General features: G+C 71.0%; 23 protein-coding genes. 13 read left to right on the forward strand and 10 right to left on the reverse strand.

Features of this window, described 5'->3' with window-relative positions; all coding sequences use genetic code 11:
* Positions 1–65: 65 nt before the first annotated feature.
* Positions 66–1,937, forward strand: a complete 1,872-nt coding sequence (locus ACXNSR_RS22550) for an AMP-dependent synthetase/ligase (RefSeq protein ID WP_458643365.1) — start codon at positions 66–68, stop codon at positions 1,935–1,937.
* A gap of 68 nt (positions 1,938–2,005) precedes the next feature.
* A complete protein-coding gene (locus ACXNSR_RS22555) occupies positions 2,006–3,607 on the forward strand; it encodes an alpha/beta hydrolase (RefSeq protein ID WP_458637333.1) in 1,602 nt (533 codons plus the stop codon).
* Positions 3,608–4,180: 573 nt separating this feature from the next.
* Here ACXNSR_RS22555 and ACXNSR_RS22560 read toward each other — a convergent pair.
* Together ACXNSR_RS22560 and ACXNSR_RS22565 are read right to left on the reverse strand one after the other, a co-directional pair.
* On the reverse strand, positions 4,181–4,927 hold the full coding sequence (locus ACXNSR_RS22560; protein ID WP_458637334.1) for a hypothetical protein: 747 nt from the start codon (positions 4,925–4,927) through the stop codon (positions 4,181–4,183).
* 762 nt (positions 4,928–5,689) lie between these two features.
* On the reverse strand, positions 5,690–6,703 hold the full coding sequence (locus ACXNSR_RS22565) for a helix-turn-helix domain-containing protein (RefSeq protein WP_458637335.1): 1,014 nt from the start codon (positions 6,701–6,703) through the stop codon (positions 5,690–5,692).
* A 241-nt stretch (positions 6,704–6,944) separates the two neighbouring features.
* Between ACXNSR_RS22565 and ACXNSR_RS22570 the strand changes: the two genes are divergently transcribed.
* Both ACXNSR_RS22570 and ACXNSR_RS22575 read left to right on the forward strand, forming a co-directional pair.
* Positions 6,945–7,172 carry a hypothetical protein gene (locus ACXNSR_RS22570; RefSeq protein WP_458637336.1) on the forward strand — a complete coding sequence of 76 codons (228 nt, stop codon included), beginning with the start codon at positions 6,945–6,947 and terminating at the stop codon, positions 7,170–7,172.
* A 347-nt stretch (positions 7,173–7,519) separates the two neighbouring features.
* Positions 7,520–7,642 carry a hypothetical protein gene (locus ACXNSR_RS22575; RefSeq protein ID WP_458637337.1) on the forward strand — a complete coding sequence of 41 codons (123 nt, stop codon included), beginning with the start codon at positions 7,520–7,522 and terminating at the stop codon, positions 7,640–7,642.
* Here the strand turns inward: ACXNSR_RS22575 and ACXNSR_RS22580 are convergent.
* Complete coding sequence (locus tag ACXNSR_RS22580) at positions 7,633–8,490, reverse strand: hypothetical protein (RefSeq protein WP_458637338.1); 858 nt, start codon at positions 8,488–8,490, stop codon at positions 7,633–7,635. The two genes, ACXNSR_RS22575 and ACXNSR_RS22580, sit on opposite strands and share 10 nt — an antisense overlap.
* 238 nt (positions 8,491–8,728) lie before the next feature.
* Between ACXNSR_RS22580 and ACXNSR_RS22585 the strand changes: the two genes are divergently transcribed.
* Positions 8,729–9,259, forward strand: coding sequence for a hypothetical protein (locus tag ACXNSR_RS22585; protein WP_458637339.1), 531 nt, complete (start codon positions 8,729–8,731; stop codon positions 9,257–9,259).
* A 19-nt stretch (positions 9,260–9,278) separates the two neighbouring features.
* Here the strand turns inward: ACXNSR_RS22585 and ACXNSR_RS22590 are convergent, their stop codons facing one another.
* Positions 9,279–9,869 (reverse strand): dihydrofolate reductase family protein, encoded by a 591-nt coding sequence (locus ACXNSR_RS22590; protein WP_458637340.1) that lies wholly within the window; start codon positions 9,867–9,869, stop codon positions 9,279–9,281.
* A 329-nt stretch (positions 9,870–10,198) separates the two neighbouring features.
* Between ACXNSR_RS22590 and ACXNSR_RS22595 the strand changes: the two genes are divergently transcribed.
* Positions 10,199–11,959, forward strand: a complete 1,761-nt coding sequence (locus ACXNSR_RS22595; protein ID WP_458637341.1) for a lytic transglycosylase domain-containing protein — start codon at positions 10,199–10,201, stop codon at positions 11,957–11,959.
* A 190-nt stretch (positions 11,960–12,149) separates the two neighbouring features.
* Here the strand turns inward: ACXNSR_RS22595 and ACXNSR_RS22600 are convergent, their stop codons facing one another.
* Positions 12,150–12,353, reverse strand: a complete 204-nt coding sequence (locus ACXNSR_RS22600) for a cold-shock protein (protein ID WP_030012116.1) — start codon at positions 12,351–12,353, stop codon at positions 12,150–12,152.
* 237 nt (positions 12,354–12,590) lie between these two features.
* Between ACXNSR_RS22600 and ACXNSR_RS22605 the strand changes: the two genes are divergently transcribed.
* From ACXNSR_RS22605 to ACXNSR_RS22620, 4 genes are all read left to right on the forward strand, one after another.
* Positions 12,591–13,454, forward strand: a complete 864-nt coding sequence (locus ACXNSR_RS22605; protein WP_030012117.1) for a menaquinone biosynthetic enzyme MqnA/MqnD family protein — start codon at positions 12,591–12,593, stop codon at positions 13,452–13,454.
* Positions 13,455–13,661: 207 nt separating this feature from the next.
* Entirely contained in the window at positions 13,662–15,467 is a 1,806-nt protein-coding gene (locus tag ACXNSR_RS22610; protein WP_458637342.1) for a serine/threonine-protein kinase, read from the forward strand.
* Positions 15,468–15,545: 78 nt separating this feature from the next.
* On the forward strand, positions 15,546–16,745 hold the full coding sequence (gene mqnC, locus ACXNSR_RS22615; RefSeq protein WP_458637343.1) for a cyclic dehypoxanthinyl futalosine synthase: 1,200 nt from the start codon (positions 15,546–15,548) through the stop codon (positions 16,743–16,745).
* 16 nt (positions 16,746–16,761) lie between these two features.
* The gene (locus tag ACXNSR_RS22620; RefSeq protein ID WP_458637344.1) at positions 16,762–17,406 is read left to right on the forward strand and encodes an imidazolonepropionase-like domain-containing protein; all 645 of its coding nucleotides are present in this window, start codon (positions 16,762–16,764) and stop codon (positions 17,404–17,406) included.
* Here the strand turns inward: ACXNSR_RS22620 and ACXNSR_RS22625 are convergent.
* Positions 17,372–17,803, reverse strand: coding sequence for a response regulator transcription factor (locus ACXNSR_RS22625; protein ID WP_458637345.1), 432 nt, complete (start codon positions 17,801–17,803; stop codon positions 17,372–17,374). The genes ACXNSR_RS22620 and ACXNSR_RS22625 overlap by 35 nt on opposite strands.
* A 45-nt stretch (positions 17,804–17,848) precedes the next feature.
* Positions 17,849–18,757 (reverse strand): DUF3152 domain-containing protein, encoded by a 909-nt coding sequence (locus ACXNSR_RS22630; protein WP_458637346.1) that lies wholly within the window; start codon positions 18,755–18,757, stop codon positions 17,849–17,851.
* 265 nt (positions 18,758–19,022) lie between these two features.
* Here ACXNSR_RS22630 and ACXNSR_RS22635 point away from each other — a divergent pair, with 265 nt between their 5' ends.
* Together ACXNSR_RS22635 and ACXNSR_RS22640 are read left to right on the forward strand one after the other, a co-directional pair.
* Positions 19,023–19,715 (forward strand): demethylmenaquinone methyltransferase, encoded by a 693-nt coding sequence (locus ACXNSR_RS22635; RefSeq protein WP_458637347.1) that lies wholly within the window; start codon positions 19,023–19,025, stop codon positions 19,713–19,715.
* Between the two features lie 5 nt (positions 19,716–19,720).
* Positions 19,721–20,650 (forward strand): glutaminase, encoded by a 930-nt coding sequence (locus ACXNSR_RS22640; protein ID WP_458637348.1) that lies wholly within the window; start codon positions 19,721–19,723, stop codon positions 20,648–20,650.
* Here ACXNSR_RS22640 and ACXNSR_RS22645 read toward each other — a convergent pair.
* Positions 20,647–21,024 carry a hypothetical protein gene (locus ACXNSR_RS22645; RefSeq protein WP_458637349.1) on the reverse strand — a complete coding sequence of 126 codons (378 nt, stop codon included), beginning with the start codon at positions 21,022–21,024 and terminating at the stop codon, positions 20,647–20,649. The genes ACXNSR_RS22640 and ACXNSR_RS22645 overlap by 4 nt on opposite strands.
* Before the next feature lie 3 nt (positions 21,025–21,027).
* On the reverse strand, positions 21,028–21,561 hold the full coding sequence (locus ACXNSR_RS22650; protein WP_458637350.1) for a GNAT family N-acetyltransferase: 534 nt from the start codon (positions 21,559–21,561) through the stop codon (positions 21,028–21,030).
* 97 nt (positions 21,562–21,658) lie between these two features.
* On the opposite strand from ACXNSR_RS22650, the gene ACXNSR_RS22655 reads away from it, so the two are divergent.
* On the forward strand, positions 21,659–22,942 hold the full coding sequence (locus ACXNSR_RS22655; RefSeq protein ID WP_458637351.1) for a geranylgeranyl reductase family protein: 1,284 nt from the start codon (positions 21,659–21,661) through the stop codon (positions 22,940–22,942).
* Between the two features lie 49 nt (positions 22,943–22,991).
* Here the strand turns inward: ACXNSR_RS22655 and ACXNSR_RS22660 are convergent, their stop codons facing one another.
* A complete protein-coding gene (locus tag ACXNSR_RS22660) occupies positions 22,992–23,279 on the reverse strand; it encodes a hypothetical protein (protein ID WP_458637352.1) in 288 nt (95 codons plus the stop codon).
* Positions 23,280–23,283: the final 4 nt, after the last annotated feature.

Here is a 23,283-nt window from a genome sequence, read left to right on the forward strand (position 1 = left end):
CGCTACGTAAATTACCGGCGGTAACGCCCGTGCCGAGCCGAGGAGAGTCCGCCGTGGGAGCCGAGCTGAGGCCGGTCCGGGCCGTAGAACCGGTCGAACCCGTCAAGACCGTGATCGACGGAGTGGTCCGCGAGGTACGGGTGCCCGCGCTGGTGGGCCGCGTGGAGCGGGGAACCCTCGGGGACCTCCCCTTCGTCAACGCCCGGGAGGCCCCCGGGGAGGCGGTGTTCGCCCGCAAGGACCAGGACGGCGTCTGGCACGACATCCCGGCCGCGCAGTTCGCGGCCGAGGTGCTCGCCGTGGCCAAGGGCCTGATCGCCGAAGGGCTCCGCGAGGGCGACCGGCTCGCCATCATGGCCCGCACGACCTACGAGTGGACCCTGCTCGACTTCGCCGGCTGGGCCGCGGGCCTGATCACCGTACCGATCTACCCGACCTCCTCCGCCCTCCAGGCGCGCTGGATCATCCAGGACTCCGGGGCCGTGGCCTGCGCCGTCGAGGACACCGCGCAGGCCCGGCTCATCAGCGCCGAGCGCGCCAACCTGCCCTGGCTGACCCACCTGTGGGAATTCGACACCGGTGCGGTGGCCCGGCTGGTCAAGGCCGGGGAACGGATCCCGGACGCGGTGGTGCACAACCGGCGGGCCACCCTCACCCCGGACTCCGTCGCCACCCTCATCTACACCTCCGGCACCACCGGGCGGCCCAAGGGATGCGTGATCACCCACGCCAACTTCTTCGCCCAGGTGGACAACGCGGTGGAGCTGCTGCACCCCGTCTTCAAGTCCGTCAGCAAGGACCCCGCCTCCACCCTGCTGTTCCTGCCGCTCAGCCACGTCTTCGGGCGGATGGTGGCCGTCGGCTGCATGCGGGCCCGCGTCAAGCTCGGGCACGCGCCCAGCATCCGTACCGAGGACCTCCTCGCCGACCTCGCCGGTTTCCGGCCCACCTTCCTCCTGGCGATCCCCTACGTACTGGAGAAGGTCTACAACACCGCCCGGGCCACCGCCGAGAAGATGGGCCGGGCCTCCTCCTTCGACCGCGCCGCCCGCATCGCGCAGCGCTTCGCCGAGACCACCGAGGCAGGGCGCCCCGGGCCCGTGCTGCGCCTCGCCCGGTCCCTCTACGACCCGCTCGTCTACCGGCGCATCCGGGCCGCGCTCGGCGGCCGCGTCCGCTACGTCCTGAGCGGCGGATCACCCCTGGGGCGGCGGCTCGCCGCCTTCTACACCGGCGCCGGCATCGAGGTCTTCGAGGGCTACGGGCTGACGGAGACCACCGGTGCGAGCACCGTGACCCCGCCGCAGCGGCCCCGTCTCGGCACGGTCGGCTGGCCGCTGCCGGGCACGGCCGTACGGATCGCGGACGACGGGGAGGTGCTGCTGGGCGGCGGCCACGTCTTCGCCGGCTACTGGAACGCCGCGCACGCGGCCCCGTACGGCAGCTGGCTGGCCACCGGCGACATCGGCGAGCTCGACGCCGACGGGTACCTCACCATCACCGGCCGCAAGAAGGACCTGATCATCACCTCCGGCGGCAAGAACGTGGCCCCGGCGCCGCTGGAGGACTGGCTGCGGGCCCACCCGCTGGTCGGCCAGTGCATGGTGGTCGGCGACAACCGGCCGTACATCACCGCGCTGATCACCCTGGAACCCGACGGGCTGCAGCACTGGCGCCAGATGCACAAGAAGCAGAACGTGCCGATGCGCGAGCTGGTGCGGGACGAGGAACTGCGGGCGGACCTCCAGCGGGCGGTGGACGAGGCGAACCGGCTGGTCTCGCGGGCCGAGTCGATCCGCCGCTTCACCGTCCTGGCCGCCGATTTCACCGAGGCGCGCGGCCACCTGACCCCGTCGCTGAAACTCAGGCGGGGCGCGATCGCCCGGGACTACGCGGACCGGATCCAGGAGCTGTACCGGGGGCCGCGCGAAGCCTGAGCGGCGGGCACGGCGGGGCCGGTCTATGGTGGGCAGATGGGTCCGGGGGGCCGCCCGAGGAGGGCGCAGTGCACCGTTCCCGAGTCCGTACGGTCATAGCCGGCGGGACCGCTGCCGGTGCGATGCTCCTGGCCTCGCTGGGGGCCGCACCGCCGCCCACCCCGACCCCCAGCCCCAGCCCCAGCCCGGCGTCCGTGCCCGCAGGGGGCGACGACGACCCCCTGGCGCGGTTCCACGCCCAGCGCGTCCGCTGGGGCGCCTGCCCCGAGAAGCCCGTCCCCGCCGAGATGCGGTGCGCCGTCGTGGAGGTCCCGCTCGACTACGCGGCCCCGGGCAAGGGCACGGTCAAGGTGGCCCTGGGCCGGCTCCCGGCCACCGACCCGGACCGGCGGATCGGCTCGCTGCTGATCAACTTCGGCGGCCCCGGTGCCCCGGGCCTGGCCGGCCTCGCCGCCGATCCCAAGGCGTTCGCCGACCTCGGCGAACGCTACGACCTGATCGGCTTCGACCCCCGCGGCGTGGGCCACAGCGACCCCGTCTCCTGCGGCGGCGCCGGGGACAGCGCGGGAGACCCGGAGGCCGACACCGCGGCGGCGCTGGCCACCCTGCGGGAGGAGGTCAGGCGTTGCGAGATCAACTCCGGCCCGGTCCTCGCGCACATGGGAACCATGGACGTCGCCCGCGACATGGACGTGGTGCGCCGCCTCCTCGGGGACGAGAAGCTCAACTTCCTCGGGTTCTCCTACGGGAGCCGGCTCGGCGCGGTGTACGCCGCCCTGTTCCCCCGGGACACCGGCCGCATGGTCCTGGACGGCGTCGACACCCTCACCGAACCGCTGATGGAACAGGCGCTGGTATCGGCCCGCGGCCAGCAGCGGGCCCTGGACAACTTCCTGACCTGGTGCGCCCACCAGAGCGACTGCGTCTACGGGACGAACACCCGTACCGCGAAGGAGAAGGTGGCCGCCCTGGTGGAGCGGGCCGACACGAAGCCGCTGGTCGGCGACGACGGCACGGCGGTGGGCGGCCTGTTCATCGTCCTCGCGATCGGCCAGGCCCTGTACTCGCCGAAGACATGGCCCGCGCTCGCCAAGGCGCTGGCGCAGGCGGAGCGCGAGCACGACCCGGCCGGGATGCTGGCTCTGCTCGGCCTGGGCGCGCAGCCGACGGACCCTGCGGACCCGGCCGACCCACCCCAGGCCGCCGGATCCGACCCGGTGCCCGCCGACAACCTCGCCGCCGCCTTCGCCGCCGTGACCTGCGCCGACGACCCGGACCGGTCGATCGAGAAGGCCGGCCCGGCCGCGCTGGAGAAGGAGATCGAGGAACGGGCGGAGGAGTTCCTCAAGGTCTCGAAAGTGTTCGGCGTGCCACAACTGCTGTCCGTGCTGACCTGCTACGGACGGCCCGCCGGCACCGACTTCATCCGGAAGATCGACCACCCGGGAGCCCCGCCGATGCTCCTGATCGGCACCCGCGGCGACCCGGCGACACCGTACGAGTGGACGGAGGAAACGGCCGAGCGCCTGGGCTCGGCGGTGATCGTGGACCACAAGGGCGAGGGCCACACCGGCTACGCGACCTCGCGCTGCGTCCAGGAGTACGTGGACGACTTCCTCCTCCACGGCCGCCTCCCACCCGCAACCCGCTCCTGCCCCGCAGGAGAATGAACCGCCCCCGGCCCCGCTGGTCCCCCGTGACGCCTCTGCGATGCTGGAGCCCGATCGAGAGGGGCCGCAGCGATGTCCTGATGGACGAAGGGGTGCGTTGACCCTGAAGGAAAGCATCGCTCTCACCCTGCCCCTGCCGAGCAGCACCTTGTCCGACCTGGTGCGGTAGGTGCAAGGACTGAACCCACGCTGACTCGTGCCACGACGGTTTTCAAGAGGGTTATGCCCTGGCATGCACACGACTGGCTGACCTGCATGAACGGCTGCCACTGAGACTCCGAGAACCCTTGGCGGTCCATGCCTGGTCCACTGGGCCGGTGGCTCAAGTGCTCACTGACTTTCTACCGCTAGATCATCGCCCGGTATGTCGATCCATGCTCGCCGTCGACGAAGGTACTGAGGCTGGAGCGATTAGGCATCCTTGCTCGGGCTTGTGGTGGTGCGGCACTTCATTGCCTCTGCGCTTGGATGTGCTGGCTCGGCGCGGCTAACCTGGTTTGACGGCCTGCGGCCGTTCGCCCTCACTGCGATTGAGGGCGAACGGCCGCGGGTCTACTTCAGTGGCGGGGCCTGTCAGGTGGTGGCCTTGCCAATGCAGAACCACACGGTGCCTGCGCCGAGGCCGCCGGCGGCGGTGATGCAGGGAACACAGGCGGCCCCGGCTGTTCCTACGCAGGCGGCGGCGCACGCGGTACCGATCAGCGCGAGGGTCCAGGACGAGACACCCGCACTGGCCAGACAGTTGTTCAGCTTGCTCCAGCTGAAGCCGAAGGTCGAGAGCTGCGGCTGCTTGATGCTGAGGTCCTTGGGCAGGTCCTCCGCCTTGATGATCTTGTCGGCGGTCAGGCTGCCGTTGCGCCACACCTGCGCGTGTCCGGTCTTGTCGTCGTGGGTGAGCTGCATTTCCAGCGTCTCGACCAGCTTGCCGGAGGAGTTGTACACAGCGTTCAGGCTCGCGCCGACGACCTGGCCGCTGATGGGAACGGCCACCTGGGTGTTGCCGTTCTTGAACTTGTAGACGGTCGCGCCCTCCGTCACCAGGGACGAGCCGTCGTTCAGGTGGACGGTGATCTTTTTGCCGTCCACATCTGCGCCGACCCTCTCCACCCAGGTCTTGGCCTGCTCGCCCTCGATGACGGAAGCCTGGCTCTGAAGCGTCTGGATGTTCTTGGCCAGTGCGGCGGTCTCGGGAGATACAGAGCCCGAGGCGGACACCGAGCTGAACGCCGAGGGGGCGAACGCGTGGCTCTGCGCGGCTGTCGTGCCGACGAGGGCGAGGCCAGCCAGGGTGGCGGTGGCTATGCGGTAAGAGAGCTTCAAGGCGGCGTTTCCTTCTTGAGCACGGATAATGGAAAATTGCTCGCACGGATCATGGCCATCAGCGCTTGCGAAGAAGCACGAGGAAGACGAGCAAAGAACTCGCCGCAGCGGCCACCCAGGGAGTGGGACCGTCATCCCAAGTGACGACGGCTGCTGCAATGGTCAGGGCCGTGTTGAAGCCCGCAAGTCCCAGGACTACCCCGGTCGTTCGCCCGTCTTCCATCTGCGTCCCCTGCTGTGGTCGTTCACTCCTGCGATCAGAAGTGACCATATGAGCGCGATAAGCCCCTCTCAAGTGATCAACGGGTCATAGTAATGGTTTCCGGACAAGCTGAGGCGGCTTCGAGGCATGCGGACTGCTCGCTCACATCTCCGCCTTGCAGCTCGCAACAGACCTAAAAACAGGCGCAGTTGATTTGATGGCCTTGTTTCTGTGGGCTGCCGGTTCGCGGCGATCGACCGTCCGAGTGAGCTTCGGCGAGATGTCTTGATCGCGCGACAGTAGCCTGGCCTTCACGGAGGGCCCGTTCGGCTCCACTGTGCAGCTGAACTTTCCTTGTGCGGTGCGCCGTCCGGTGCGGATTGCCGCGACAGTCCGGGCTTCAATTTTTTTCAGACTGGTGGAGCCATGGAGCGCTTATGTTGTTTGCATGGCTGACTTCTGGATCGTGATCACGACTGTGAACACCCACGGCGGCGCGCAGAAACTTTCACTGTCGGCAGTGGGGGCGAGCCTGGCTGCCTCTGGGCAGGTGACCGGACCTATCGAGACGACGTACCGACACCTCGGATAGGTCTGCGCGTCATGATCGCGATCTCGTCCAGGTCCACCCAGTACGCCCAGTCCGGGCCTGGCTCGTCGCTGTGTTCGTGGATGGCATCTTCGGCAACGCCCAGGGCGTAGTCCGCCTCCCGGCCGTTCCCCACGGTCGCGTGCTGCCACGCCAGCCGGTCCGCCAGCAGTGCCCGCACCACGGGCGCTGTCCCGGAGCCGAGTGCCTCGTATGCGGCGGTGGCGAACTTGATCCCGGAGCCACCACCCACAGTCCACTCCAGGTAGGCCAGGAACGCGCGCGAGTTGCCCTCCAGGGCGGTGTCCTCTGCGGCCCGCGATGCGGCCAAGGCCGTCATGTAGTGCCCGCGGGCGCCCTCGTAGTTTCCGGCGTCGTACGCCGCCCAGCCCGCCAGCTGCGCCTGTTCCGCGATGATTCCGCGCAGTCCCCGGCCTGTCGCCTCGCTGTAGACCCCTTCGTCCGCCAGTCGGGTCGTGTCCTCCAACTCCCGGACGTACATCTGGTAGGTGTCTCCGCCACCCACGAAGTCGTCCAGGCGGCGGAGCCGGGCGGTGCGGTGGCTCAACTGCTTCGGGACGTCGGCCCCGATCCTTCTCCCCGACGAAAGCAGCGAAGAGGGCTGTATGACGGCGATCCCGGCGCCGGCCGAAGCCGTCATGAATCCGCGGCGGTCGAACACGTCGTTCTCCTGGTCGGTCTCGTCCTTCTTCTCCTGACGTCGCAGACGCCGGGCGAGAGTGACGGCCCGCCGCAATTCCGTCTCCGGCAGGCCGAACTCCGCAGACAGCAGCGCCCTCGAAGCCGGGTCCGGGAGACGCTCGTGGGTCTCCCACCGCGACACCGCACCCTGCTCCAGCGGGTACCCCCGCCGCGTGGAGAGATCAGCCGCCAGTTCCTCCTGCGTGCGCCCGCCGGCCATCCGCAGGCGCCGCAACAGCGGCCCGATCGGTTCCACGCCGTCGTCCTCGTTCGTGGTCATCATCGCCACCCCTGGCCATCCACAGAGCCCGGATCCCAGCCTGGCCATAAAACCTGGTCATGTCCCCGGAATGCCCATGTCTTCTGGCCCATCCGTCCAAACGCTGACGGCAGTTGACTGGTCACAGCCGCCCGGAGAGGCGGCCTCCCCCTCGCAGCGGGTCGTCGGGCCGTCCGCAACGTCACACCTACGGCCCGCTGCGGCCCCGGAGTGCAGTGCCCGACCGAGACCGAGGAGAGGCGCAGTGTCTACCAAGAGCCGTAATCGTCAGCGTCAGACCGTGCCAGGCTGGGTCAGCGAGGGCACCCGCATCCGCGACCCGCTGAACGGCCGCACCGGCATCGTCCAGTTCATCGGCGAATTCGAGGACCTCAAATCCCGCGTCGTCATGCAGAACGCCGTCTTCGCCCGGCCGGAGGGCGGTGGGGTGGAGTGGGTGGTCGAGGGCCCCTCCAGCCCGGAACGCGGCTGACTGCACGCGCCCCGGGGGGCTGGCCGTTAACAGCTCGCCGGCCTCCTGTACGCCGTCGCCGTCAGCGTCCTGATGGTCGCCCTGGCCATCGCTGGTGATCCCGGCCGCTGACCTCCGACCGGCCTCCGGCACAATTCATCGTGGGGCTCGATCTCCTCGACACCACAGTCGTCCTGCGCAATGCCTGGCAGGCGGGCGAGACCTGGGGCATGAGCCCGTTCGGGGGTGGCAACCGAAGGGTGTGGGAAGACTTCGACCCTCGCCCGTTCCTTCGACCGCCCCACGATGGCTTGTCCCGCGTGTAGGCAGCATTCCGTACGGCGTTCCACCTGCCGAGTGCTGCCGCGGTGACCGTCGGCACCGACGACCCCGGTCACCTGGCCCAGCTCGTCACGGCCCTGGGCGCGGAGGTGAACCCCACCGCCGTCAGTCAGTACCTGCGCGCCCTCCATGGACACCGTCAGAGCTGAAGCTCGGCCACCATGCGCTCGCCCTCCTTCCGGGCCGGGGCCAGCAGCGGATCCTCCTCGTACGCGTGAGGTCCGACGACCTTCGACAGGAAGAACAGCGACATCAGCTTGCCGTCCCGGCACTCCAAGTCCGCACGTCGCTCCTGACGGACGCGGTCCGCGAGCGCCGGGACGGCCAGCGCGTTACCCCACAGGGTGGCGGCGTCCAGGCCTCGGGGTGCCATGCCCCAGTCCTCCCAGTCGATGATGGAGAACTCCGGCCCCATCACGTTGGCCCAGGTGAGATCGGCATGAGCCGGAAGCCACCGCTCGATCCGCGTATCAGTGATGCCGGGAAAGACCTCGCAGAGTGTCTGCGTCACCTGCTCCTGGGTGATCGTCACCGTATCCGGCGTCGCGATTCGCGGCGTCTGCTGTCCAGCGAGGGCGTCCAAAGAGGAGTTCAGGGCCGACCACCAGGCATCCGGCAGGCCCGGGTCTTCGAGGGCCAAGGCGCCCTTGGCGACAGACGGCGACGCAAGCAACTGCAGCTCATCCGCCCGCCACATCACCGGTTCCCCCGGCTCGCGCCACGCCACGCCCTGGTACCACTCGGGCATCGCGACCCCTTGCAGAACGGCAGCGACCTCGGTCCCGTTCCAGCCCTGCGGGCCGATCCGCTCGAACCCCCGCCGCTCGATACGCACCCACGTCCCTCGGTCTGTACGGCTGCCCACCGAACGGCGCTTGCGTACCAGCGCTTCTCGGTCCAACTGAACGTGCAGGGCCCCCTCCACACGCTCCAGCACGTCGTCGAGCGGCTGGCGGCGCAGGTCCACTCGGGCAGCGACAGGCGGGGAAACAGCCATCATGACCTCCTCGGCGAACGGATGACCGTAGCAGCAGCGGCCTCCCCAACACGACCCGCCTGTCAACGTCCAGCGGAGCAACTCCTCCCCTTTCTTGAGGTGTTGCCGAGCCGCTCGACGTCACGCACGCAGGGCCCGTCGCCCCCGCCCTCCGGAGGTCCCGCGTCGGGGGGCGTCGGCCTGGGTATGCGCCAGGCGGGGGACCGAGGGGGCGGGCGTGGGGCGACGGGGTGTGCGGGTGTTGGGGCGGGGGGCCGCCGGGGTCGGGGTCGTGGTGACCCTGGCCCTCGCCGGGTGGTTGACGTGGCTGCTGCCCGGGCCGCAGATGGCCGCCGTGCTCGGGTTCGGGCCCGTCGACGGGGTCTTCTCCGTCCAGGAGTGCTACGAGGCGAGCGACGCAGAGGGCTATGCGACGGGCACCGACTGCACCGGCCGGTACACCCCCCGGGGGTCGGCCGGGCCGCCCCGCGACATCGTCCTGGACACGGCCGCCGACGACTACCGGCCCGGTACGCGGGTGGAGGTCCGGACGGCGCGGGGACGGGCGTACGAACTGTCGGGCGGCGCCGTGTTCCGCTTCGGCACCGTCATCGGCCTGCTGCTCGTGCCGTTCCTGGTCCTGGCGGCCTGGCTGTTCGCCTGCGCCCGCCGGGGCCGGGTGGCCGACGGCGAGGGCTACGTGTTCGTGGCCCTCGCCGGCCTGGTCGTCGCCATCGTGCCGGCCGCCGTCGCCGGGATCCTGGTCGAGATCGGCATGCTGGTCTTCTGACCAGGCCGTCTCTTTCGGCTCAGGCGGCCGGGCGGTAGGTGCACACGTGGACGCCGGCCGGGCTGATCGCCGTGGAGACCAGTTCGAGCGTGCGCAGTCCGCCGTCGGCGGGGAAGATCGACTTGCCGCCGCCGAGCAGCACCGGCATGACCATCAGCCGCAGTTCGTCGACCAGGCCCTCGGCCAGCAGGGTGCGTACGAGGGTGGGGCTGCCCATGACCACCACGTCGCCGCCCTCGGCCTCGCGCAGCTCCCGGATCCGGTCGACTGCCTTGTCTCCGGCGATGAGCGTGGTGTTGTCCCACGCCAGATCTGCCTCGCCCAGGCTCTGGGACACCACGTACTTCGGGAGGGAGTTCATCCGGTCGGCGAACGGGTCGCCCGCCCGCTCCGGCCAGGCCGCGGCCATCGTCTGCCACGTGCGGCGTCCGAACAGCAGGGCCTCGGCGTTCTCCACCGCCTCGGTGAAGGAGCCGCCGACCACCTCCGGGTCGAAGAACGGGTGCGACCAGCCGCCGTGGGCGAAGCCGCCGTCGTTGTCCTCGCCCTGGCCGCCCGGGGCCTGTACGACGCCGTCCAGGCTGATGAACTCGGTGATGACGATGCGCATGGGTGGTTCCTCCGTCTCGGTCCCGCTGTTTGTACAAGGGAGACCGCCGCGCTCGCCGGAATTCATCGCACCCGGCCGGGCCTTGTCGAGTGAGCTGGATCACACCTTCGATGACAGGTGGTAGAAATGGTCTGTCATCGGGGTGATTCGGGCGAGGGTTCGGGGCGGCTGTCCATTCGGTCGTGAGAGCCGGGTGAAGCCGAGACGAATGGTGCGTCACATCTCCCGGAGCAACGGCGAGTCGGGGGCAAATACCTGATAGACAGTGGATATTCACGGCTCGACCAGCCATGTACGTCTTGACGGCTCCTTGGGGGGATCGCCGCACTGTGAAGCCGCTTCACCGCCACCTCGTCAATACCTCGCGCAAGGTCCTGTGCACGGCCGCGCTCGCGGCCAGCCTGACCACCGCCGCGGTCGTGACCAGTCCGTCGACCGCCGACGCGGGAGAGTCCGAGCCCACTCCGGACAGTCCGCAGGCCGCCGACCGCGGTGACGCCCGGCTGGATCTGCCCGACATCATCGCCGACCCGCCGCCCTCCGGGGTGGCCGCTCCGGAAGGGGCCAGCGGGATACCCGCTACCGCCCTCGACGCCTACCACCGTGCCGAGCTGTCGGTGGCCGCCGCGCTCCCCGGCTGCAAGCTGCCCTGGCAGCTGCTCGCGGGCATCGGCCGCGTGGAGTCCGTCCACGCCTCGGGCTACGGCCTCAAGGCGGACGGCTACACCGAGAAGCCCATCCGCGGCCCCCGCCTCGACGGCAACGGCTTCGCCGAGATCCGGGACACGGACAAGGGCGAGTGGGACGCGGACGCGGTGTACGACCGGGCCGTCGGCCCGATGCAGTTCATCCCGTCCACCTGGCGCACCTGGGGCGCCGACGGCAACGGCGACTCCAAGCGGGACCCGAACAACATCTACGACGCGGCACTGGGCGCGGGTCTCTACCTGTGCGCGGGCGACCGCGACCTGTCCGACGCGGCCAAGCTCGACCAGGCGATCCTCAGCTACAACAACTCCCGCGAGTACGTGAACACCGTGCTCGGCTACATGCGCCAGTACCAGGCCGGTGGCGCGGACGCGGTGGCGAACCCGCCCGTCGGGGACTACCCGACGCAGCCGCCGGGCAGCACCCTGCCCACCCCGCGCGTGCCGGTCACGCCGTCGAACCCGGTCACGCCGTCGACCCCGGTGACGCCGACGCCCAAGCCCACCCCGACGCCGACCCCCACCCCCAAGCCCACACCGACGCCGACGCCGGAGCAGCCGAAGCCGGCCACCCCGCGCCTGGCGGAGCTGGCGCTCCTGGGTGGTCCCGGCCTCACGGCCGAGGCCGGTGCGGCCTTCGCGGAGGTCCCGAAGGTCAAGGTGCTCCTCAGCGACGGCAAGCCCGCCGTCAACCAGGAGGTCGTCTTCGCGGTCGAGGGGGACACCACCGGCGGCACCCGCTTCGGTACGGCGGACTCCCTGGTGGTCAAGGCGGGCGCCGACGGCATCGCCGCCGCGCCCGGACTCAAGGCGGGTCCCAAGGCCGGCACCTTCACCCTGCGGGCCTCGGCCTACGACAAGCAGGGCGGGTTCACCGTGCAGTTCGAGGGCAAGGTCACGGTGACGGTGACGGTCGCCGACAAGCTGGCCCGTGCGGGTGACGCGAAGCCGCTGGAGGCCCTCGCGGGCCAGAGCTTCACCGGCGTGGAGGTCTTCGCCACCGCCGCCGGCAAGCCCGTCGCGGGCACGGAGGCCGTCGCCGAGGTGGTCGTGAAGGACGCCGACGGCAAGTGGGTCCCGGTGGACCCGGAGGCCGCGAAGGGCCCGTTCTTCAAGGACGAGGCCGGGAAGCCGGTCTTCGGCCGGCTGCTGGCCAAGGCGGGCGCCGACGGCATGATCGTCCTGCCGGAGCTGTTCACCACGGACGTGGCCCCGGGCCCCTACTTCGTGCGCCTGACCACCAAGGAGAAGGTGACCCTGGTCCTGGAGCTCAAGGTCACGGCTCCGGCCACGACGCCGACCACGCCCACGACGCCCACGACGCCGACCACGACCCCGGCTCCGGCCCAGTCTCCCGCGAAGGAGCCGGCCGCCCGCCCCTGAGGCCGGTAGGTACGCCAGTGGCCCCCAGCACCGTTCCACGGTGCTGGGGGCCACTGCGTTGCTCCCCCTGCCCCACGCCGGCGGGCGAGGGGCAGGGGGAAAGGCAGGAGCCCTGCCGGATCTGCTCGCGCAGAGGGGACAGGGCTCCTTGGGTACTGCTTTTCCAACCCGCGAGAGTTGGCCCAGGCGACTAGGCCGGGGTGACGTTCTCCGCCTGCGGGCCCTTCGGACCCTGCGTGACGTCGAAGTTCACCGTCTGGTTCTCCTCGAGGGAGCGGAAGCCAGAGGCGTTGATCGCGGAGTAGTGGACGAAGACATCCGGGCCGCCGCCGTCCTGGGCGATGAAGCCGAAGCCCTTTTCAGCGTTGAACCACTTCACGGTTCCGGTAGCCATGAGCCCTCCTATGGGCCAAAGGGTCGCCCTGCTCCAGAACCTGCTAAGAAGTCTGAAAACTACAAAAGCCTGCGGGTCACATTCTCCGCAGGCCTCGTACTGCAAGGGAAACCAAACTGCAACTTGCGTCGAGCCTAGCACGCACCCTGCGGCCGAGACCAGAGGGAAAGATCACGTCACCCGGACGTTTGAGACCCGCCGCAAGGCTGACGCAGACCCGGCCGCTAGTCTCGCGATGTGGACGTCTATCGCAGCCGGCCCCGCGTCGGCCACATTCAGTTCCTGAACTGCCTGCCCCTCTACTGGGGGCTGGCCAGAACCGGCACTCTGCTGGACCTGGAGCTGACCAAGGACTCCCCCGAGAAACTCAGTGAGCGCCTCGTCCAGGGGGACCTGGACATCGCCCCGATCACCCTCGTGGAGTTCCTCCGCAACGCCGACCAGCTCGTCGCCTTCCCCGACATCGCGGTCGGCTGCGACGGTCCGGTGATGTCCTGCGTGATCGTCTCGCAGGTCCCCCTGGAGCAGCTCGACGGAGCCCGCGTCGCACTCGGCTCCACCTCCCGTACGTCCGTACGCCTCGCCCAGCTGCTGCTTTCCGAGCAGTACGGCGTACGGCCCGACTACTACACCTGCCCGCCCGACCTGAGCGTGATGATGCAGGAAGCGGACGCGGCCGTACTGATCGGGGACGCCGCGCTGCGGGCCTCCCTGCACGACGCGCCCCGGCTCGGGCTGACCGTGCACGACCTGGGGCACATGTGGAAGGAGTGGACCGGGCTGCCGTTCGTCTTCGCCGTCTGGGCCGCCCGCAAGGATTACCTCGCCCGCGAGCCCGCCGTCGTGCGGGAGGTCCACGAGGCCTTCCTCTCCTCCCGGGACGTCTCCCTGGAAGAGGTCACCAAGGTGGCCGAACAGGCGGCCCGTTGGGAGGCCTTCGACGCGGAGCTGCTGGAGCGTTACTTCACGACGCTCGACTTCCGCTTCGGCCCCGAGCAGCTGGCGGGCGTACGTGAATTCGCACGCCGTACGGGATCGACGACCGGGTATCCCGCGGATGTCGACGTGGAGCTGCTGAGCACGGTGGTCCAGGAGTGCTGACCGGGTTTACCCGGCTGTAGTCCAAAGGGTGGACAGCGACGGATGTGAGGTTTACCGGGAATTCCCGCCCTTTTAGCATTTCTCGCCCCGGGAGGGAAATGCAAAAGGGTGACCTCGCTGCGTCCCCGTCCCGCTCCGGCACCGCCTAGGCTGCTGCTCGGCCGGGCGGCACAAGACGCCCGGGATCACGGGGAATTGGGGGACGCGATGCAGCCGCTCGAAGCCGGTGAGCCACGGACCATCGGCGCCTACCGGCTGCTCGGCCGGCTCGGCGCGGGCGGCATGGGCCGGGTCTACCTGGGGCGCAGCGCGGGCGGCCGGACGGTCGCCGTCAAGATCGTGCACCCGCACTTCGCCACCGACGAGGAGTTCCGGGCCCGGTTCCGCCGTGAGGTGGAGGCGGCCCGCCGGGTGGGCGGCGAGTGGACCGCGCCGGTGCTGGACGCGGACCCCGAGGCCCCGGTGCCGTGGGTGGCCACCGGATACGTGGCAGGGCCCTCCCTGGACCGTGCGCTGGCCGCGCACGGCCCGCTGCCGGAGGCATCGGTACGGGCCATAGGCGCGGGTCTGGCGCGCGCCCTGGTGGCCGTGCACGGCCTGGGCCTCGTCCACCGGGACGTGAAGCCGTCGAACGTGATGCTCACCCTCGACGGGCCGCGGCTGATCGACTTCGGCATCGCGCGGGCCACGGACGGCACCGCCTCGCTGACCTCCACCGGTGTCTCCGTCGGCTCGCCCGGCTACATGTCGCCCGAGCAGATCCTGGGCAAGGGGATCACCGGGGCGGCCGACGTGTTCTCGCTCGGGGCGGTCATGGCCTTCGCGGCGACCGGGCGGCCGCCCTTCAGCGGGGACAACTCGGCCACCCTCCTGTACAAGGTGGTCCACGAGCCGCCCGAGCTGGGCGCGCTCCCGGCCGGGGAGCTGCGCGACCTGATCGAGTCCTGCCTGGCCAAGACGGCGACCGACCGGCCGGCCCCCGAGGTGGTCGTGGCGGCCCTCGGCGGGGCCCTGGGCGCGCCCGGCTGGCTGCCCGGGCCGCTGGTCGAGGAGGCCAGCCGGGCCGCCGTGGCCCTGCTGGACCTGGACGCCGATTCCCCGGAGGGCGGTGCGGGAGGGGGCAGGGCCCCGGCCGGAGCCGGAGCCGGAGCCGGGGCCGCGGCGGAGGCCGTGTCGGGCCCGGTCCCCTTCACCGCCGGGTCCTACGCCCCCGCCGGTGCGGGCTTCGGGGCCCCGGACCCCTCCTACGGCGGCGTCGCCGGCCCTTACGCCCCGCCCGGCGGTTCCGGCCCGTACGGGAGCGCGCCCACCGTCGGCTCCGGCCCGGCGGCGAGCCCGTACGCCTCGCCGACCGAGACCGCCGCCGGCAGCGGGCTGCCCGGGCAGCGGACCCCCTCCGACGGGCGGCAGGTCACCGTCAGCGCCGCGGGGCGCCGGTTCAGCTGCACCGTCGTACTGGCCGCGGCGGCCGTCCTGGCGGTGCTGTCCGGCGGGATCTACTTCCTGGACCTGCTGCCGGGCCAGGGCGGCAAGGAGCGGGACCTGGCCGATGCCGGAGCGCACCCCTCCGTCTCGGCGTCCGCGCCGGCCCCGGCGGCCACGCCCTCCTCGGTCCCGACCGGGAGCGGGAGCGCCGCCCCCAAGGGGACCCGTACCGACGTCCCCAAGGAGCTCATCGGCACGTGGAAGGGCACCGTCACCACCGCCCACACGCGCCTGTCCACCGAGTTCGAGATCACCGTCAAGGCGGGCAAGGTCGGTGACGTCGTCGGCCGCGACAAGTCGGTCATCCCCGTCCTCGGCACGGACTGCAGCGGCGACTGGAGGCTCGCCGCGGCGACCGACCGCTCCCTGGTCCTGGACACCTCCGCCGGACCCAACCCGGCGCCCGGCATGTGCTCCAACGGCTCCGCCGACGAGCGGTTCACCCTCAACGACAACGGGACGCTCCACTACAAGTCGGGCGACGGCGCGGCCGGAAACCCCGAGGGCGACCTCACGCGCAGCCCCTGAAATCCGTCGCCGGACCCTGGCGTAGGCTGGCTCGGTCCGGACCTTGACACAGACACACCGCCGAAAGGTGACTCACCGGTGACCGACCAGGCCGTTCTCCAGTCTGTCCTCGACCGCGCCGCCGCGGGGGGCCGGATCACCAAGGAAGAGGCGCTCGACCTCTACCGCCACGCACCGCTGCACGCGCTGGGCCAGGCGGCCGACGCCGTGCGCCGCCGCCGCTACGCCGGCAGCGAGCACATCGCGACGTACATCATCGAGCGCAACATCAACTACACCAACGTGTGCGTCACGGCGTGCAAGTTCTGCGCCTTCTACGCGGCCCCCAAGGACGCAAAGAAGGGCTGGTCCCGCGACCTCGACGACATCCTGCGCCGCTGCGCGGAGACCGTCGAGCTCGGCGGCACCCAGATCATGTTCCAGGGCGGGCACCACCCGGACTACGGCGTCGAGTACTACGAGCACCACTTCTCGGCCATCAAGAAGGACTTCCCGCAGCTGGTCATCCACTCCCTCGGCGCGTCCGAGGTCGAGCACATGGCCCGCATCTCGGGCGTCTCGGCGGAGGAGGCCATCCGGCGCATCCACGCGGCCGGCCTCGACTCCTTCGCGGGCGCCGGCGCCGAGCTGCTGCCGGAGCGGCCGCGCACGGCGATCGCGCCGCTCAAGGAGTCCGGCGAGCGCTGGCTGGAGATCATGGAGATCGCCCACAAGCTGGGCGTGGAGTCCACCTCCACCATGCTGATGGGCACCGGCGAGACCAACGCCGAGCGCATCGAGCACATCGCGATGATCCGCGACACGCAGGACCGTACGGGCGGCTTCCGCGCCTTCATCCCGTACACCTACCAGCCCGAGAACAACCGCCTCAAGGGCCGCACCCAGGCGACGATCTTCGAGTACCTGCGCATGATCGCGATCGCGCGCCTCTTCCTCGACAACATCGCCCACATCCAGGGCTCCTGGCTGACCGTCGGCAAGGAAGCGGGCCAGCTCTCGCTGCACTACGGCGCCGACGACCTCGGGTCGATCATGCTGGAGGAGAACGTCGTCTCCTCGGCCGGTGCCAAGCACCGCTCCAACCGCCAAGAGATCATCGACCTGATCCGCAAGGCGGGCCGCACCCCGGCGCAGCGCGCGACGACCTACGAGCACCTGCTCGTGCACGACGACCCGGCGAACGACCCGGTCGACGAGCGCGTGGTCTCGCACATCTCCTCCACCGCCATCGAGGGCGGCACGGCGCACCCCGAGCTGAAGCTCATCTCCACGAACTGACGACGCCCGCCGACCGATGCTGACGCTGCACACCGCCGAACTCCTGGTCCCCGGGCCCGGATCCGCGCCGCTGCCGGGCGGTGCGGTCCTCGTCGACGGCGACCGGATAGCCCGCGTGGGGCCGTACGAGGAGGTCGCCGCGGCGCACCCGCACGCCCGGACCCGCCGCTGGCCCGGGGTGATCACCCCGGGGCTGGTGGTGCGCGGCGCGGACGAGCTGCTGGAGCGCACGTACTACCCGGACGACCCGTACGAGGTCACCGAGCTCGGCGCCGACCCGATCCGGGGGGCGGCCGCGCTGGAGGCGCTGAGGATGACCGAGCCGCGGTGGGGCCACAGCGCCCGGCGCGGTACGCAGCGGCTGCTGGCCCGCGGGGTGGTGGCGGTCTGCGGCCGCTTCACGATCCCCGCGGTGCGCACGGCGGTGTCCCGGTCCGGGCTCACGATCCTGCCGCCCGCCGCCTACGAGGGGCTGCCCGCACTGGATCCCTTCGCCGGGCGGGGCGCCGCGGCGGAGGCCTTCCACGGGATCCTGGAGGCGGGGGTTCCGGCGCGCTTCGCGGTCTTCGCGGCGGCGGACGAGGCCGAGCTGCTGGAGCGGGGTGCGACCACGTGCGTGGCCACGGTCATCGGCGGGCGGTTGCTCCACCGTCGTCGCTGAGCCCGTTCTCCCCGTCGCCGGCGGGCCCTTTCTCCGCGTCGCCGGTGGCGTCCTCGGCGCGCCGGGTGTCCTCCCGGGCGAGGGCGGCCAGCAAACAGGCCTGCAGGCGGCTGATGCCGCCCAGCTTGGCCCGTATGTTCACCACGTGGAACTTGACCGTGCTGACGGAGAGTTGGAGCTCGTCGGCGAGTTCCCGGTTGGAGGCGCCGGTGGCCAGGCACAGGAACACCGCCGATTCCTGCTCGGTCAGCTGGGCGTCGACGGGCCGGCACCCGTCCGGCGCGGAGCCGTCCGGCACGGCGGCGCCCGGCACGTCCTCGCGCGGCGCCTGTTCCTCCGCGCCCGGCTCCTCGTACGAGGGGAACCACGCCGGGACGCTGAAGCTGACGACGCGCACGTTTTCTCCTAGCCCCCGGCGCCCGTCCTGTGGCCGCCTCTCGCCCTAGAGGACGGACGGACCGGACAGGTAGGTTCCATTCGCGTCGTACGGCCAGGCGTTGGACTTGCAGCCGAGGAGCCCCTTGATCTGCTGCATCATCGCGGGAGCGGGCTTCCCGGGGGCGGGGCAGGTCTCGTGCCCGCGGCCGAGCTCGTGGCCGACCTCGTGGTTGACGATCAGCGCCCGGTACTCCTCGGGCGTGCCGTCGAACTGCGGCGAACCCTCCTGCCAGCGCTTGAGGTTGACCACCACGGTGTGCCCCGTGCTGCAGTTGGTCTCGCCGATCAGCTCGGGCGTGACCACGTCGCACAGGCGGTCGGTGGTCTTGGGCGTGGCGATCTTGATGCTGAAATCGACCGGCTGGCCGGCCCCGACGAGCTGGAAGCCGTACTTCGGGTCCTGGGTCCAGCCGCGCGGGTCCCCGAGGATCGCCTCGACCGAGCGGGCGGCCGACTCCGGGTCGACCCCGCTGCCCTCCTCGACCTCGATCCGCCAGCGGCGCGCGGGCCCCTTGCCCTGTGCTTTGCCCGCGGTGGTGGAGGACTTGAAGGTGCCGCCCGGCTGGGCCGGTGTGGTGGCGCCGGACGGCGACGGCGTGGGCGAGCCGGGAAGGGACGCCTTGGGCGAGGTGGACGGCTGGGCGGAAGGGGACTCCTGGCCGCCCTGCGGGAGTGCGTTCGCGGAACCGTCGGCGGACTCCCCGGCCGTCGGGTCCGGCTTGGCCGCGGCCCGGCCGGCTGAGGCCTTCGCGTCGTCGTCCTGGGGCAGCAGCGTGTACGCGGTCGCCGAGACCACGGCCAGTGCCGCCGAGCCGAGGAGGATGGTGCGCCGCAGCCGCTTGCGCCGCTCGGCCCGGCGCTGGGCGCGCGGGCTGGTGCGGCGGGAGCGACCGGTGGAATGGCCTGGCGGCATCGTGAAGCTTCCTGTTCGCAGCGGCCACTGCCGGACCGGCCACGATTCGGTCACCGATCCGGTGGGTGACTTTCACCGGGCCGCACCATGTCAGTCAACGTGTCGGGCGGGGCGCGGCGTAACTGTCCTTCGGAACAGTTTCCGCCATCCTTCCGGTGGGAAGGGGGGCCGGGGGTGGCGGAGCCCGCGCGGTCGGTGGGGGGCGGGGCCTGAGAGGATGGGGCTCATCCGCCGATCCGCATCGCACACCGAGGGGCGAACGCCAGTGACAAGGGCTTCCCTGGACAAGCAGCCGCACGAAGTCGCCTCCATGTTCGACGGCATCGCGGCGAAATACGACCTCACCAACGACGTCATCTCGCTGGGCCAGGCCCGGCTGTGGCGCAAGGCTGTCGCCAAGGCGGTCGGTGCGCGCCCCGGGCACGTCGTCCTCGACCTGGCCGCCGGAACCGCCACCTCCTCGCTGCCCTTCGCCGCCACCGGCGCGTACGTCGTCCCCTGCGACTTCTCCCTGGGCATGCTCATGGAGGGCAAGAAGAAGCACTCCTGGCTGCCGCTGACCGCCGGTGACGCGACGAAGCTGCCGTTCAAGGACGACGCCTTCGACACCGTCACGATCTCCTTCGGGCTGCGCAACGTCCAGGACACCGACGCCGCCCTGCGCGAGCTGTACCGGGTGACGAAGCCCGGCGGGCAGGTCGTCATCTGCGAGTTCTCGCAGCCCACCTGGGCGCCGCTGCGAACGGTCTACACGGAGTACCTGATGCGGGCGCTGCCGCCGGTGGCCCGCACGGTGGTCTCCGACCCCGACCCGTACGTGTACCTCGCCGAGTCCATCCGCGAATGGCCCGACCAGCCGGCGCTGGCCGCCCTGCTGCAGAAGGCCGGCTGGTCCAAGGTCGCCTGGCGCAATCTCAGCGGCGGCATCGTCGCGCTGCACAGAGGCATCAAGGACTGACTGCGGTGCCTGACGTCGCGCCCACGGACTACGGGCCCCTGCTGGAGCGGATCGCCGCCGACATCGCCCCGCTGATCGGCAGCGGCACCCCGGCCGAGTACATTCCGGCGCTGGCCTGCGTGGACCGGCGGCAGTTCGGGATGGCCATCGCCGACCTCGACGGCAACGTCTTCGGGGTGGGCGACTGGCGGGTCCCCTTCTCCGCCCAGTCCATCACCAAGGTCTTCGCACTCGCCCTGGCGCTGGCGGAGGGCGGCGACAGCCTGTGGGAGCGGGTCGGCCGGGAGCCCTCGGGCAACCCGTTCAACTCGCTCGTCCAGCTGGAGTACGAAAACGGCATTCCGCGCAATCCCTTCATCAACGCGGGCGCCCTCGTCGTCACCGACCGGCTCCAGACCCTGACGGGCGACGCGAGCAGCGAACTGCTGGAGTTCCTGCGGCAGGAGAGCCAGAACCCGGACATAGGGTTCGACGCCGAGGTCGCGGCCTCCGAGCAGGAGCACGGCGACCGCAACGCGGCCGTCGCCCACTTCATGGCCTCGTACGGGAACATCGACAACCCGGTGCCCGCGCTGCTGGAGCACTACTTCTGGCAGTGCTCCATCGAGATGAGCTGCGCCGACCTGGCCCGTGCCGGACGATTCCTGGCCCGGCACGGGCTCCGCGCGGACGGCACGCGGCTGCTGACGCGCAGCGAGGCCAAGCAGATCAACGCGGTGATGCTGACCTGCGGGACGTACGACGCGGCGGGCGAGTTCGCCTACCGCGTCGGGCTGCCCGGCAAGAGCGGGGTGGGCGGCGGCATCGTCGCGGTCGTCCCGGGCCAGTGCACCCTCGCGGTGTGGAGCCCGGGCCTGGACGCCCGGGGCAACTCGGTGGCGGGCGTGGCCGCCCTCGACCGGTTCACCACGCTGACCGGGCTCTCGGTCTTCTAGGAGCAGGAGCCGTCGCCCGGAGCGCATTCCATGGCGAACCGGAAGAAAAGGGCGACGAGGAGACAGAAGCCCAGGGACAGGGCGCCCATGACCGCGAACCGCTTGCGCGCCCCGGCGTGCCCGGCGGCCCGCGCCACCACGAGGCCGAGGGCGGGTGCGAGCACGACCCCGCCGATGCACGTCCACAGCAGCACGCGGGCGACACCCTCCCCCAGCGGGCCGCGGACCCCCGCGGACCAGATGGACGCCTGCGCCACGAACACCACCGGCACGGCCGTCCACCACAGCGAAAGGCCGGTGATCAGCCGCCTGACGGCAGTGGAGGGCCCGCCGGACGGTTCGGGCCGCGGAGGGCGGCTGATGCCGACGGACACGGATCACTCCCCTCCGCTGCGCAGGTCCAGGACGTAGCGCCGCCCCGGATTCCCGCCCGGCGTGGTGAACTCCTCGGCCAGGGTCATGCCCAGACGCTCCGCCACCGCCACCGAACGCGCGTTCCGGGCATCGATCATCGCCACCACGTGCGGGACACCGGCGGCGCGGACCCGCTCCAGCGTGGCGAGCGCGGCGGCATACGCGTAGCCCTGGCCCCATGCCGAGCGGCCCAGCCGCCAGCCGATCTCGATCTCGCCGACCGGGCCCCACTCCTTCTCCCGGGGCCACGGCTGGGCGCCGGTGAAGCCGATGACCTCGTCCTGCGCGTCCACCAGGGTCCACAGGCAGTAACCCAGTTGGGCGTCGTGCATGCGCTGACGCGCGGTGAACTCCTCGTACGCGGACAGCTCCGCGGGACCTCCCAGGAACTCCATCACATCGGGGTCGGCGAAGGCCGCGTGCCAGGCGTGCGCGTCCTCGTCGGTGGGCACGCGCAGCTGCACGGCGGGAAGCGGCCGGGTCGGCGAGGTGGTCATCGGAGGCACCCTTCGGATCGCGATCTCTCTCGCTGCATAGACTGCACATGTCCGGTGCCGCCTGGCACCCTATATCGAGCCTTCGGGAGATCCCGCAGTGACCGAGCTCCTCTCCGAACACTCCGCGGACGTGATCGTCGTCGGGGCCGGGCCCGCCGGCTCGACCACCGCCTACTACCTCGCCAAGGCCGGATTGGACGTCCTGCTGCTGGAGAAGACGGCGTTCCCGCGCGAGAAGGTCTGTGGCGACGGCCTGACCCCGCGCGCCACCAAGCAGCTGGTGGCGATGGGCATCGACATCTCCGAAGAGGCCGGCTGGCTGCGGAACAAGGGCCTGCGGATCATCGGCGGCGGCCAGCGGCTCCAGCTGGACTGGCCGGAACTCGCCTCCTATCCGGACTACGGACTCGTCCGCAAGCGCGACGACTTCGACGAGACCCTGGCCCGCCAGGCACAGAAGGCCGGCGCCCGGCTGTACGAGCGCTGCACCGTCGGCGAGCCCGTGCGCGACGCGCGCACCGGTCACATCACGGGCGTGCACGCGAAGCTCGGCGAGGAGAAGACCCCGGTCACCTTCCACGCCCCGCTGGTCGTCGCGGCCGACGGCAACTCCTCCCGGCTGTCCCTGGCGATGGGCCTGCACCGGCGCGAGGACCGCCCGATGGGCGTGGCCGTGCGGACGTACTTCACCTCGCCGCGGCACGACGACGACTACCTGGAGTCCTGGCTGGAGCTGTGGGACCGGCGCGGTCCGCAGGACCGGCTGCTGCCCGGTTACGGCTGGATCTTCGGCATGGGCGACGGCACCTCCAACGTCGGCCTGGGCATCCTCAACTCCTCCTCCGCCTTCAAGGAGCTGGACTGGCGCGAGGTCCTCAAGGCCTGGTGCGCCTCCATGCCGGAGGACTGGGGCTACACCCCCGAGAACATGACGCAGCCGATCCGCGGCGCGGCCCTGCCGATGGCCTTCAACCGGCAGCCGCACTACACCAAGGGCCTGCTGCTGGTCGGCGACGCGGGCGGGCTCGTCAACCCGTTCAACGGCGAGGGCATCGCGTACGCCATGGAGTCGGGCCGGATCGCGGCCGACGTCATCGTGCAGGCCCATGCCCGGGCCACCCCGGCCCAGCGGGAACTGGCGCTGCACAACTACCCGAAGGTGCTCAAGGAGACCTACGGCGGCTACTACACCCTGGGCCGTGCCTTCGTGAAGCTGATCGGCAACCCGAAGGTGATGAAGATCGCCGCCCAGCGCGGTCTGACCCACCCGGTGCTCATGCGGTTCACCCTGAAGATGCTCGCCAACCTGACCGACCCGACGGGCGGCGACGCGATGGACCGCATCATCAACGGCCTCTCGAAGGTGGCTCCGAAGGCCTGAGCCGACCGGCCCTGAGCCGACCGGCCGGCCGAGCGATCGGCCGACCCGGTCAGCCGTCCGTGCCCGTGCCCGCTCCGGTGGGTGCGGGCACGTCCGCGTCCGGCTCCGGGCGGCCGTGGACGGTACGGACGCACCTGGCCAGCAGGACCAGCCCGCACACCAGCAGCGCCCCCGAGGCGGTCCAGCCGAGGCCCAGCGTGAACGGGTGACCGGGCTTGTGCCAGGGGCGGGCGGTGGTCAGCAGCCAGCCGCCCACCGCGAGCAGGCCGAGCCCGAGCGCGGCCGGGACCGCGGTGGGGTCGCCGGCGCCGTGGGACGTGTACGGCTTCGGGTTCACGGGA

This window comes from Streptomyces sp. NC-S4 (genome assembly GCF_054353315.1).